The sequence below is a fragment of the Paenisporosarcina sp. genome (genome assembly GCF_057785155.1).
Window position 1 is genome coordinate 70,538 of sequence record NZ_JBYNRN010000023.1, and the last position, 13,510, is coordinate 84,047.

The 13,510-nt window shown below is 36.9% G+C and carries 13 protein-coding genes; 2 read left to right on the top strand and 11 right to left on the bottom strand.

The features are described from left to right. Nucleotides 1–168 precede the first annotated feature (168 nt). Complete coding sequence (locus AC3EA5_RS09120) at nt 169–1,311, top strand: CAP domain-containing protein (RefSeq protein WP_488608040.1); 1,143 nt, start codon at nt 169–171, stop codon at nt 1,309–1,311. A 495-nt stretch (nt 1,312–1,806) separates the two neighbouring features. Here the strand turns inward: AC3EA5_RS09120 and AC3EA5_RS09125 are convergent, their stop codons facing one another. Beyond that, on the bottom strand, nt 1,807–3,000 hold the full coding sequence (locus tag AC3EA5_RS09125; RefSeq protein ID WP_488608209.1) for a class I SAM-dependent rRNA methyltransferase: 1,194 nt from the start codon (nt 2,998–3,000) through the stop codon (nt 1,807–1,809). 138 nt (nt 3,001–3,138) lie between these two features. Here AC3EA5_RS09125 and AC3EA5_RS09130 point away from each other — a divergent pair, with 138 nt between their 5' ends. Next, nucleotides 3,139–4,062 carry a S66 peptidase family protein gene (locus tag AC3EA5_RS09130; protein ID WP_488608041.1) on the top strand — a complete coding sequence of 308 codons (924 nt, stop codon included), beginning with the start codon at nt 3,139–3,141 and terminating at the stop codon, nt 4,060–4,062. Between the two features lie 51 nt (nt 4,063–4,113). On the opposite strand, the gene AC3EA5_RS09135 is transcribed toward AC3EA5_RS09130, so the two are convergent. From AC3EA5_RS09135 to AC3EA5_RS09180, 10 genes are all read right to left on the bottom strand, one after another. After that, a complete protein-coding gene (locus tag AC3EA5_RS09135) occupies nt 4,114–4,557 on the bottom strand; it encodes a HEAT repeat domain-containing protein (RefSeq protein WP_488608042.1) in 444 nt (147 codons plus the stop codon). Between the two features lie 104 nt (nt 4,558–4,661). Next, nucleotides 4,662–6,503: a DUF5939 domain-containing protein gene (locus AC3EA5_RS09140; protein ID WP_488608043.1), complete on the bottom strand. Its 1,842-nt coding sequence runs from the start codon at nt 6,501–6,503 to the stop codon at nt 4,662–4,664. Between the two features lie 210 nt (nt 6,504–6,713). Further along, the gene (locus tag AC3EA5_RS09145) at nt 6,714–7,301 is read right to left on the bottom strand and encodes a 5' nucleotidase, NT5C type (protein WP_488608044.1); all 588 of its coding nucleotides are present in this window, start codon (nt 7,299–7,301) and stop codon (nt 6,714–6,716) included. Between the two features lie 12 nt (nt 7,302–7,313). Beyond that, nucleotides 7,314–8,417: a bifunctional diaminohydroxyphosphoribosylaminopyrimidine deaminase/5-amino-6-(5-phosphoribosylamino)uracil reductase RibD gene (gene ribD / locus AC3EA5_RS09150; protein ID WP_488608045.1), complete on the bottom strand. Its 1,104-nt coding sequence runs from the start codon at nt 8,415–8,417 to the stop codon at nt 7,314–7,316. After that, the gene (locus AC3EA5_RS09155) at nt 8,410–9,168 is read right to left on the bottom strand and encodes a GTP cyclohydrolase II (RefSeq protein WP_488608046.1); all 759 of its coding nucleotides are present in this window, start codon (nt 9,166–9,168) and stop codon (nt 8,410–8,412) included. Before AC3EA5_RS09155 ends, ribD begins: the two co-directional genes overlap by 8 nt. Nucleotides 9,169–9,349: 181 nt before the next feature. Further along, nucleotides 9,350–10,567 (bottom strand): dicarboxylate/amino acid:cation symporter, encoded by a 1,218-nt coding sequence (locus AC3EA5_RS09160; protein WP_488608047.1) that lies wholly within the window; start codon nt 10,565–10,567, stop codon nt 9,350–9,352. Nucleotides 10,568–10,737: 170 nt separating this feature from the next. Next, entirely contained in the window at nt 10,738–10,920 is a 183-nt protein-coding gene (locus AC3EA5_RS09165) for a hypothetical protein (protein WP_488608215.1), read from the bottom strand. Nucleotides 10,921–11,125: 205 nt separating this feature from the next. Beyond that, complete coding sequence (tlp, locus tag AC3EA5_RS09170) at nt 11,126–11,359, bottom strand: small acid-soluble spore protein Tlp (RefSeq protein WP_488608048.1); 234 nt, start codon at nt 11,357–11,359, stop codon at nt 11,126–11,128. 113 nt (nt 11,360–11,472) lie between these two features. Further along, complete coding sequence (gene dsdA, locus AC3EA5_RS09175; protein ID WP_488608049.1) at nt 11,473–12,813, bottom strand: D-serine ammonia-lyase; 1,341 nt, start codon at nt 12,811–12,813, stop codon at nt 11,473–11,475. 35 nt (nt 12,814–12,848) lie between these two features. After that, entirely contained in the window at nt 12,849–13,382 is a 534-nt protein-coding gene (locus tag AC3EA5_RS09180) for a ribonuclease FAU-1 family protein (protein ID WP_488608050.1), read from the bottom strand. Between the last annotated feature and the right edge of the window lie 128 nt (nt 13,383–13,510).

Here is a 13,510-nt window from a genome sequence, read left to right on the forward strand (position 1 = left end):
TAACGGTTCTAAGTCCAAAGGAGATTTCTAGGAGATTCTGGTTGAATTAATCGTGTAGTAATATGTATCCAATATATTAAAAATGGTTACTCTAGTAGATAGAGCAATGCGTTTCTTTATGGATTCTAGCAAAGTCGGATTAAAATAGAAAGACAGGAGGGGATTTAATTGAGAACCATTGGATTATTGATTGTCCTTACAATTGGCGTATATGTAACGAGCCCCTTTTGGGAAAAATACGCTGACGATTATATAGATACCTCGTTTTTAGACAAAATAGATCAACAAGTTCAAGTTGGGATTGACTATATAAAGGAACAGCCCCTTTTCACCGAATCTGTTGAAACAATTCAAACAGCTATAACCGAACTACCAGCTCAATTAGTCGAAGAAAAGAATCGTATCTTACCCGCTCCTATTGAACCAATAGATAAACCAACTTTGAAAACGCCTTCCGAGGGCTTATTCTCGGTTCATAATATTGAAATTGGTGCTCCGAAAGATTCAGTTATTGCAGAAATAGGCGAACCTAAACGCATTACTGCGAATGAATACGGAACATCGTGGCAAACGTACCATACCGACTATCAAAACTTTTTCATGGTTTCCTATGACCGTGAAAACAAAGTGAACGGACTATTTACCAATAATGACTTAATCGCCTCTTCACTCGGTATTAAGTTAAATTCTTCTAAAGAAGATGTCAGAAAAGCTCTTGGTAAACCCCTTACGTATATCACCAAAGGAAATACCAATTTTATTTTGAATGAAGATCAAGGAGCAGACACTTTTTTAATAGAAAATGTGTACGCAACAATCTTTTACGATGTTCATGAAAATAACACGGTAACTGCCATTCAAATTCTTTCTGAAAATCTTGAAAAGAGTAAACCTTCTGTGTATGCGGCTAGCAGTAAATCTTTGCAAGAAGGACTAGAGCTCCAGCTATTTGACCTAACTAATGCCGCAAGAGTTCATCACGGAGTGAGAGCAGTGAAATGGGATTCATTAATTCAAATAACTGCGTTCGATCACAGTGAAGATATGGCCATCAACAATTATTTTAGTCATACGAACTTAAACGGTGAATCACCATTCGATCGTATGACGAGTGATGGAATCTCCTATAGAGTAGCTGGAGAAAACCTAGCGTATGGACAATCCAGCAGCATTTTCGCACATGAAGGATTGATGAATTCTATCGGACATCGCGAAAACTTATTAAAACCTGATTTCTCACTACTAGGAGTAGGAGTCGCTTTTAACGAAGAAAACCAACCCTATTATACAGAAAATTTTTATGCGAAATAATTTGAATTAGAAGCATTTGTGCAACATCATATAATTCATGAAATCATGAGGTTGTCCAATAATAATCTAATAAAAACAGGTGGAGAGAAATAATTAACTTTTCTTCACCTGTTTTTGATTTTTATGTGCGAATTTCTCTTACTTTTTATAAGAAAAACTAATTTTAATAATGACAAGAATCTTTTCGGATGTCAGTAAAATAAATACATAGCTTCACCAGTTAGGATCCAAGCTGTGTTTCTAATTTACTTTTGCTGATTGAAATGGAGGAGGCGACTCCGCGGGGATCAGCACGAGCTTTAGACCCTGGAGCGGATATTAGAGGAACAAAGACTAAAAACGCCACATCACGTGGCAACGTCTTTGAAACCAACTTCCTGTTGGCCTCCCCCGGAAAGCGTCCACCGCAATGAAAATCAGCCACTTTATGCGAAGAAAGGGATGTTACCAAAGCCATTTTTGACTTTTGGAACATCCCTTTGTTTTTAATTTAAATTAGTGTTTTTTAATGAAGACCACTTTCAAATAGTCGCCTTCCTTGAACTCGGAAATCGTTTTAAAATCGGTTGGCAAAGTAAACTCTTCGACAATCGTGTATTTACCACCTGATTGTTTAAACGCTTTTTCAATAAAACCTTTAAACTTCTTTATACCGAATGTACTACAATTCGACGAAGCGACAATAATCCCGTTTTCTTCAGTAATAGCAATCGCTTGGACTAATAAATCGGTATAATCTTTCCCTGCACTAAATGTATGTTTCTTAGAACGTGCAAAGCTAGGTGGGTCGAGAATAACCATATCAAAAGCTAACTTTTTACGCACCGCATATTTGAAATAATTAAACACATCTTCGACGATAATATCTTGTGCTTCAAAATCGATGTCATTAACACTAAATTGTTCAATTGTTTTACTCTTACTTCGATTGGCAAGATCCACACTCGTTGTTTTCACTGCACCACCTAAAGCCGCTGCTACTGAAAAAGCTCCTGTATAAGAGAAAGTATTTAGTACTGTCTTACCTTCAGCGTAAGAGTCCCGAATTGTTTTTCGTACATCTCTCTGATCAAGGAAAATACCAACCATCGCTCCGTCATTTAAGTAAACGGCAAAATTCATCCCGTTTTCTTTTACGATTAATGGAGATGGTGCTTGCTCTCCACTTACAAAATCATCGTCTTCAACGTACGTACCTTTAGAGGCAAATCGCTTTTTCTCATACAGCCCTTTTACTTCAACTACTTCATTCAAAGCTTGAACGATTACATCTTTAAAGGAATAAATCCCTTCGCTGTACCAGCTGATTACATAATAGTCATTGAAGTAATCAATTATTAGTCCACCAATCCCGTCCCCTTCTCCATTAAAAACGCGAAAAGCAGTCGTGTTCTTATCTTGAAAAAGCGATCCTCTATGTGTAATGGCTTCTTTTAATTTCCCTGTGAAAAAAGCTAAATTAAATTCAACTTCTCGATTTTTAGTAAGAACCCATCCACGGCCTTTATTTTGCTTGCCATAGTATCCTTTACTAATGAATTTTTGTTGCTCATCCACAAGCTCGAAGACAGAGCCTTCTACTTTTAAATCTTGATAATTTTGAACGGACTCCTCAGTAACAAGAGGATATCCATCTTTGAAATTCTTCACGAACGAAGATTTCACTTTAAGTTTTATTGGTTGTTGCATCGAATCACCCATTCACTAATTTCCTCCTATTCTACAGATGTTTTCTTTGAAAATCATGTCATGGCTTGTTTTATGTACTATCGCTTTACTGTAATTCATATTCTTTAGGAATGATTATTTTTGAAGGGAGGCCATTAAATGCCGATTAAACCACCTCAATTACGCCCAGGAGATACGATTGGAATAGTGACACTTGGAACTCCGTTAGAAGCTGATCGTATTAATGAAGGAATCGCCACACTAAAAGGGATGGGGTTTAACGTTGTTGTCGGTGACAGCACCTACGCTTCAAACGGCTTTCTTGCTGGCACACCTGAATCTCGTGGGGCTGATCTTATGAAAATGTTTGCTAACAAAGAAGTGCGTTGTATCTTGCCGACAAGAGGTGGTGTCGGTGTTGCAGCAATATTACCGTTTTTGAACTTCCCCATCATTAAAGCGAATCCTAAAATCATTTCAGGTTATAGCGATATCACGGTGCTATTGAATGTTCTTTATGAGTACGCTGATTTAGTGACGTTTCATAGCTTAATGCTTCTCGATTTCAACAATCGAACCCCGGCTTACAATTTTAATCAGTTCTTTAGCGCAACGTCCGCCACAACCGCTCCTTGGGAAATTAAGAATCCACCAGAGATACCCCTTGTAAGTAAAGTTCCGGGAACTGTCACTGGTCCTGTAGTTGGTGGTAATTTAACTTCATTTATTGATACGATAGGAACTTCGTTTGAAATCAACACAGAGGGTAAAATCCTTCTTTTAGAAGATACGCATGAACCGATTAACACGGTTTACCGGTATATCAATCACTTAAAATTAGCTGGTAAATTTGATGATTGTATCGGGATTCTTATGGGTGAATGTTCAAACTGTGAAATTGCTTACGGCAAAACTTACAATGATTTGATAGATGAGGTGCTCGTCCCCTTAGGCAAACCGCTAATTAGCAATCTCGCTACTGGTCACGGTCCCTTAAAAGCAGCTATTCCGATTGGTACCAGTCTGACAATGAATACTGAAACATTAACCCTAACTGTTACGGAACCTGCCGTCTCTGTATAATTGAACAAAACTAAACCCGATTACATCTATTATGTAATCGGGTTTCATATATTATTTCTTTGAAGCAGCTTCCCATTCACTTTCAAGCCACTTATCAAAGTCCGCACCTTTTTCGCCTTCATATGCATCGTAAATATCTAAACGCATTTTTTTAAGCTTCTCTTTAAAATCTTCATAACTATGATCTTTTGGTAAACTTTTTTTGATTCGAATGAAGGTTTTCTTTGTTCCTTTAATCAATTCAAATTTATTGCGAACTGGCGCTTCTACATCTTCGCCCATTTTGGTTAACTGGCGATACGCCGCTTCTTGAACTTTGTAAACCGCATCATTTTTCATGCGATTCGTTAAAACATCGATCACTTTTGGGTGCTTTGACTGACCTAATTCTTCTACAGCATCAAAGCGCTCTCTCCAACTAGATGTGCGATTTGCAGCTTTTTTAAGTTCATCATAATTTTCTGGTAGTTCTTGATTTATTTGTTTATTTGTCAAACGACTCAGTCTCCTTTACTTTCATCTCTAATGAAAATGAAAATATTCTTCTCTATATTGTACCATCAAATACCAAAACACATACTTTTTCCATTATTGAAATTTCATTTAGATAATCGGATTCTAACCAATTTCATATTTTCATCAATTCCCTTTAAGTTTGCATGGAACGGTTCAAGAGTTGCATGGCTTTTTGTTAATAAAGAAAGGATACTCTCATTACTCAAGTAGTCTTCATTAAAAACGATATCATCGCCTTCACTTTGTCCTTGAATACGCGCAGCAATATTTACGGTTCGACCAAAATAATCAAGGCGATCGTTTGAGTTTACTGCAATGGCCGGTCCACTATATAAGCCTATTTTCAATACAATTGGATCTCGACGTCCTTTATTAAAGTCAGTAACATGCTGTTGAATTTGAATGGCTGCATTAAGCGCATCTTCCGGCATATGAAACACTGCCATCACAGCATCCCCTATCGTTTTCACAACGCCTCCTGAATTCTTCGCAATCCACTCTGTTAAAAATTCAAAATGTCTTCGAACCTGACCATATGCATCTGCATCTCCAACTAGCTCATATAAAGAAGTTGAACCCAGCAAATCACTAAACAAAATTGTGACATTTTCGATTCCAACTTGTTGACCTGGAGATAATACTTCTGAGGAAAACAGGTCTCTAAATTCCTGCATAGAAGTCACTTGAGCAGCTGTTAATACATCCGAATTCCATTCCTTTTTCTCCAAAACTAAAACAATATCTGCAGAACTAGAATTCACGATATGCATTGTGTTCATACCTTCGCTAAATTTCATTTCATCCTGTGTAAATCCTTCATCCACATAATCCACATCCATCGGCTCGGATGAAATTGAATTAGACGCTTCTAATTCCAACACATGATTGGCTTGTAAAATGCGAACTCGGAAATCTTTAGGATTTTTAGGAATCTTTAATTCAAATCGTTGCTCTCGTTCAATTACTTGTTGGATGTGGACATGAGGTGAAATCATTGGACCACCAACGCAATACATATTGTCATACGCAACTCGAACAGCTGGGTGAACTGAAAAATTCAATTCTACATACTTTCCGAAATTCGCATTGTAATTAATTCCACATAAATCGCAATGGAATTGCTGTTCTAAGGAATATAATGAGCTGTACTCAACTTTTGAGACACGACAATTTGGGCAAATTAAATTCCAACTTAAATTCATGACTCCCACCTTCGTCGCGTACAAAAACAAGCGAATAACCTCTAGTTCATCGACATTCCACTTTTTTGCTAAGTAAATCGGACGCATTTTAGAAACGTCTGAGCTATCACTTGTGCTCAGAAACTGATGGAGCTTTTCAATATATGTAGGATTAACAGGCATACTTGCTAGTTTTTCTTCAAGGATACTGAGCTTATCAAGATTAATTTTCACCTTTGTAGAGATGTCAGAAGGCAAAGGCTTTTCCGTTTGGACTGCTTCTAAATAATCGTCAACATATTTCATGGTATTTTTCATGGATTGGACACCTGTAAATTGAACAGCTCCAATCCCAAGTAAATTTCTAGGCGTGAATTCTCCTATTAAACGAACCTTGGTTCCATTTGAACCATCAGGCAGAATGACATCCGTATCTTCAAGCTCCACTCCTCCACGAAAGTGCTTAAGAGGACCTCCTTCGTAAGCTCGTTCCACCATATAGTTTTCGTACTTGTCCCATTGAAAAGGGTACTCTTTCCAGATTAACGGAACGATTCCACCAACCTTAGCTAATGCTTCACGGTAAAATGTTTTGCCCGGTAATTGATTGGCAGGCTTAAATTTAACCGAAAACAATCCAATAATTCGATTAAGTCGATCTGTATCGCTCAATAAATTCCAGACCGTTTCTCTTGATAATGGATAATCTTTTTCCATCACAAATTTTTTTGAAGAGAAATCCATATTTTTTCACCCATTTCAGAAAGAAATCAATCATCTTTTTTAGTAAACAATACCACATTTTTCTATTGTTCGAGGCTTCAAATATGTTGAAATTCATTCAAACTCAAAAAGAATTTCAGATTCTCCACTAAGAAAGATCCCGCTTTGAAAGTGGTAAATTGTTACTTAAGCTCCCTCATTCTCAAGGTACCCAAAAAGAAAAACGAGAATCTACATAGATTCTCGTTTTTCAGCCTGTTCTTTCACAATCTCTCTTAACTCACTCCAATTCGTTAGTCTTGGAATGGTTAAGTGTTGATTGTATGGTTGATTTTTCACATAAACGGTCAATTCATCCATAGCTAATGTATTCAACACATCGGGTTTATCGTCAAAGAAAAAATCCAATTGTAAATCTTGAATGATGTGGACTTTATCTTCATCTTTCATTCCGCAAAAGAACTTGTCTTCTTGAACTGGGAAACCTTGTTCGATCATCCACTGTTTTGTCCGCTCGCCATGTTCTTTTGGTCTAGCTGTAATGTAATAAATGTCATGGCCATCTTTACTCAGTTCATTTAATGCTTCCACTGCATCTGGATAAGCAGGACAACTTGTAAAATAGACTTCTTCTAAGGAATCATTCCACATTTTAGAACCTTGTTCAGAAGTAAGACCAAATGCTTCGTGGATCTCGACTTTTTTAATTTCATGAAAAATATCTATAGGTACGTTTTGATTCAATTTTTTATTGTAAATGTGAAAAGCATGTTCTCTTAAGTTGATGAGTGTATCATCAATATCAAAACCAAATTTCATAATCAAATCCCTCTACTGTTCTTCTAATTGATAAATTGGATAACCAACAAATTTAAAATCTTTCCCTATCTTAACGATATCGACATCTCGAAGCTCAACCGCATCACTCATTTGTCTAATTCCTGTACCTTCTAAAAATGTTGGGGCGTTTTTCCCTCCAATTAACTTAGGCGCGATATAGATGACGGCTTTGTCGATTAACTGATGTTCTAAAAACGAAGCGTTGATTGTGCCACCGCCTTCTATCAATAAAGATGATATCCCTTTTTCACCCAATATGCTTAATACTTCAGAAGGGTCCACTGTACCGATACCACTCGTGTGGAAAACGGAAACATTCGCTTTCTCTAACGAAGCTTTCTTATTGGCATCATACGTCTTACTCGTAAATATCCATGTTTCAGCTAATCCATCCGCCACTACTTTACAATCCAAGGGGATTTTCAAAGAAGAGTCTAAAACAATACGCAGAGGATGACGACCATTTGGAATTCGAGTCGTTAACTCAGGATTATCTGCGATCACTGTATTGACCCCTACTAAAATCGCCATATGTTCATTTCGCAATCGATGGACATCTCGTCTTGCTTCTTCAGATGTAATCCATTTGCTATTAAATGTATGTGAAGCAATTTTCCCATCTAGTGTAATGCCAGCTTTTAATGTAACGAAGGGTAGTTTCTCGACAATAAATTTATTGAACACTTCGTTCATTTTTATTGAAGCTTCTTCTTGTACTCCAATGATAACTTCGAGTCCAGCTTCTTCAAGAATTTTAACGCCATTGCCTGCAACTATCGGGTTTGGATCCAATGTGGCAATTACGACTTTTTTTATACCTGCTTGAACTATTGCTTCCGCACATGGACCTGTTCGTCCATGATGTGAGCAAGGTTCCAACGTGACATAAATAGTCCCTCCCCTAGCAGCATCTCCTGCCATGCGAAGCGCATGAATTTCAGCATGAGGTTCACCCGTTTTCATATGAGCACCAACACCAACGATGCGATTTTCGTTTATAATCACTGACCCTACTAAAGGATTGGGATCCGTTTGTCCCTTCATTGCTAAGGCGTTTTGTAATGCTATGTCCATATAAAATTCATGGTTAGTCATTTGGGCAAGTCACTTCTTCCTCTAAATGTCCTGAACGTTTTATTTTTGTTTGTAAATATCCTTCATTAAATTCCGAGACATCTCCCCACAACGGGGTTCTTCCTGAAACCATCATTCCCGCTTCTTTTAAGGCTACTAATTTTTTGGGATTATTCGTCATTAATTTCACAGGTTTTGATCGAAGGACACGCAAGACTTGAATCGCATCACTATAATTTCGTGAATCATCAACAAATCCTAATTCTTCATTCGCTTCAACTGTATCATATCCATTTTCCTGCAAAATGTAAGCCATTGCCTTGCTAAATAAACCAATGCCTCTTCCTTCATGGTTAGCTAAATAGAAGAGCGCACCGTTTCCGTGATCCACAATCATTTGCAAAGATTGCTTTAATTGATAGCCACAATCACATCTTTTACTCCCAAAAATATCACCTGTGTGACAAATTGAATGCATGCGGATGAGCGCTTCTTCAGAATGCTCAAAATCTCCATAGACCAATACACTCGATTGCTGATATTCCGCAAGGTTTGCAGAAGATAGATTTTCAATGATTTGTTTTAAATCATGTCCTTCATCTTTACTGTTTAACCAGCAGTACCATTGAAAGATGATCGTCTCACCAAATAAGTTAATTGGTAAACGGATTGGTCCTACTAAATAAATGCTGCCTTCTTCCGTTGGAATGAGTTTAATTTTATCTTTTAACACCAGTAACGCTTCTTTTGGAACAAATTTTATATCCGTCATTTTAATTCCCCTTTGAACTCTTTAAGTTACTTTATGTAAGTTATTATATTTTTGTAACTTAAAAATGTCAACTAAGGATATTTTTCAAACTCTCTTTAGTAGGAGTCCAGTCTATATTAAAATTACCTATAAAAACAAAAAAGAGCCGACTTTGATAACAAAGTCGACTCTTTTTATTTTATTAAACTCTACCAGCACGTTCTTCCGTTTCAGCTACGACTACAGCACATGCTGCATCACCTGTGATATTAACCGCGGTGCGGGCCATATCTAGTAATCGGTCAATACCGATAATCAAAGCAATACCTTCAACAGGTAGATTAACTGCACTTAATACCATTGCGAGCATGATTAGTCCTACACCAGGGACACCTGCTGTCCCGATACTTGCTAGAACCGCTGTCATTACGACAATTAATAGTGCTGTCCAAGTAAGATTCACATCATAAACTTGAGCTATAAATACTGTAGCTACACCTTGCATAATAGCTGTTCCATCCATGTTAATTGTTGCGCCTAATGGTTGAACAAAACTTGAAATTGCTTTTGGAACACCAAGATTCTTTTGTGCCACACTCATTGAAACTGGAAGCGTTGCATTACTACTTGATGTACTGAAAGCAACTCCCATAGCTGGTGCAAAACCTTTGAAAAATTTAATTGGATTTTGCTTAGCTAATAATAGAATCGATGAACCGTATGTGAAGAGTCCATGTATAACTAGGGCCAGGACAACGACAATCATATAAAGTCCCATCGCTTTAATCGCATCTAAACCTTGTGTACCAATGGCAGAAGCAAGCAAAGCAAATGTTCCATATGGAGCAAATTTCATAACTAGATTTACAAGATACATCATGATTTCATTACCTTGCTCTAAAAGTTCATGAACTTTATCAACTTTCGTACCTAACATAGCCAGTGCAAATCCAACGAAAATCGCGAATACAATAATTTGGAGCATATTAGCTTCTGCAAATGATTGGATTGGATTGGTTGGCACAATATTTAATAACGTTTCAGATATAGGTGGAGCTTCTTCCGAGCTATACTCTAATCCCTCTGTCTCAAATGTCCCTGCATTTCCAGGTTCAAGTAAGTAAGCTAAACCGATTCCAATGACGATTGCCACAGAAGTAGTAACTAGGAAATAACTAATTGTTTTTAAGCCAATTCGCCCTAACTTCTTTGGATCCCCAAGTCCTGCTGTTCCTAGTGCAATCGAGATGAATACGATCGGCACCACAAGCATGGTGATTAAACTGATGAAAATTTTACCAACTGGTGAAAAAAGATATTTATCTAACGGTGGAAATAAATCAGGAGCAAACACGTTTAATAAAATACCTGTAATCGCACCTAACACTAACGCAATAATAATTTTGACAGATAAGTTCATAATTCATTCCCTCTTTCATATGAAAAACATAGATGCAATTCTTTTTTTCTATTAACTAGATTTTTAACTAGTATTCACTTTTTTTGAATTTGATAAACCACATTTAATCAAAAAAAAAAAATGCAACTTTACCCAATAAAGAGTTAAGTTGCTTTTGACCAAATTAGAACCTAATTATTTTTCATAAATGATTGAGTTTTATCAATTAATTCTTCCTCATCGGGATTTCTGATTTTCTGTACTAACATTTGTTTCACCTCATTATAGGTTAGACCAGAAGTTGAATTTAGTTGTTTTACTTCATTAACATTCGTTCTATTTTCAATTGGTTTCTCGTTCAGATTTTGATGCATGAATTGAACACCTCCCTTACACTATTTATTCTTCCAATAAATCCTCATTTGATTCTTCAAAGGCTGATGAATCGATAACACTTGCACGACAGTTAAAGCAAGTTACTGGAAGTTTAAGTGGTTTAATGAAAGAAATTGAATCATTTAGAGGATAATATGAAAACAGTCGAGAAGCTTAGTGCTTCTCGACTGTTTTTTAACTTACTTATACTTTTCCATTTTTTCGAGCTTCTGTTTCATCTTTAATTTCTTCACGGAAACCTTCAATACTTGCTTCACGACGAGCATTTTTTTCACGGATGGCTTCTAATTCTTTCCCATCAGAAAATGCCATCGTTTCTTCAGCAGCTTCCATATTGCCAATTGTATTTTTCACCATATCTTGAAGCTTTTCAACATTATCAGAACGGTTATCTGGTTTAGGTGTGTTTTTAGGCATATTTAGTCTCCTCCTTTCTGAAAAAACATACGAATGTAGGATTACCAAAATGCCAAAACCTATTCTGAATAAAAATTCTCCAATTCAGATTGACTTGATTGTATGAAGCGATTTCACAAATTTTTATTTAGTAATTCAATTCCCTTTTCATAAAAAAGGTCCATATCTTCACGGGGCACTAACGATCCACCAGTTGCCCAAACGATATGTGTAGCATTCTTCTCTTTCAGTTGGTGTTCATTCAAATAATCTGTTGATATCATATTCAATGGACCTAATAAACCCGAAGCAGCAGAAGGCTCCACTTGAATACCTTCACTGTCTGCAAGTAGAGCTAACAGCTTAAACAACTCATCGTCTTCGAGTGTATACATTCCACTAATGGTCTTTTCACTAATGGATGATGCAAAGCTGGAAGGCCGACCTACAGCTAACCCGTCGCCTTCTGTAATATTATCAATGCAAAAATCCTGGACACAAACCTTTTCCTTCTCTCCTGTTAACAAACCGATTAAAACTGCTGGTGAATGTGTTGGTTCGACAAAGAAACAATGAACATGGTCTCCGAAAACCTGTCTTAAACCAAAAGCGATACCACCAGGAGATCCCCCAACACCACAAGGTAAATATACAAAGAGAGGATGATCACGGTCTACCTTAACTTTTTCAAGTGCGAGCTGTTCCTCTAACCGAAGAGCCGCTACGCTATACCCTAAAAAGAGATGTCTAGAATTTTCATCATCCACAAAATAACCTTTTGGATTTAATTTTGTTTGTTCTCGACCAGCAAAAATCGCTTCTCCAAAATCTCCTGCAAATTCAATGACAGTGGCCCCTTTTGCACGCAATAAATCCTTCTTCCATTGCTTTGCATCTGAAGACATGTAAACAGAAACATTGAATCCTAACTTAGCAGCGATAATCCCAATGCTTAATCCTAAATTACCTGTAGAACCCACGCCTATTGTAAACTGTTTAAAAAATGATGTGAATTTCTCATGACAAAATACCGAATAATCTTCATCCTGTTGTATTAAACCCGCTTCAAGAGCAAGTTGCTCAGCATAATAAAGAACTTCATACACGCCGCCCCGCGCTTTAATAGATCCGGCAATAGGCAATTCATTATCACACTTCAGAAATAATTCCCCTTCAATTTGAGCAACATAACAACTATTCAGTTCATTTTTCATCGTAGCAATTAACCGCAATGGGGATTCTACGATACCATTTGTTTCTCTCGTTTCAGGAAAAGCTAATGCGAGAAAAGGAGCGAATCGATCCCATAAATCAGCTGCTTCATTCATATCATCACGAGTAACTGGAAGAGAATCCATCTCACTTTTTGGAAGATGGTTCGGATTTAACCAGACAACAGGCTCCAAAGAGACGATTTTTTTTAGTAAAGGAAATTGATGAAACCAAGTATTGAGTGCGGTTTTGTCAAAAGCCATAAAATCCTTCCTTTCAATTGTACGATTTAGATGCTTTACATTTTTTCTTCTAACATTTTTTTATGTTTTGCAGAATGGTGAAGCAAATGAAAATTATCTTTTTGTATAAGATGTAGTATACGATTTGCCTCATCCCATGCCTGATTGTAAAGAACTTTATTTATAACTCCTTGAGTCATAGCCTCATTTAGTTCATCACGATCTTTTTGAATTATTTTTCCGGATGGGAAAACGATTAAGTCCAAATATAAATCATCCAACCATGGGACTTGATCAAAACCAATTTGATAACAAATATCGATGTACCACTGGACAATCTCACCCTTATCATCAAACATGGTTGTTACGGAATATTTTTGGTCTGCCGGAAAATGTTGAAGCCAGAAATAACCGTCATCAGCTAAGCAGATATGAAGATCATCATATCGAACTGTCAGAGGTGCAGCCACTTTTTTTAAGTGTAGTAACGTGATATGCCCTTTAAATTCTGGAGCTTCCATATAGGTTTGCACATAAGTCCTATCAAGTATTCTTTTCCACTCGGAACGATCGCCAAATTTACGTTTCAATCGAAAAAGCACCACCAATCTATATCCTAATTGTACCAATAACCATGAAATCTTATAACTAATAGATGAAGTGAATCATCGCAACAAACTTCTTATGAATGAAAATAAAACATGAAATGTATACAATA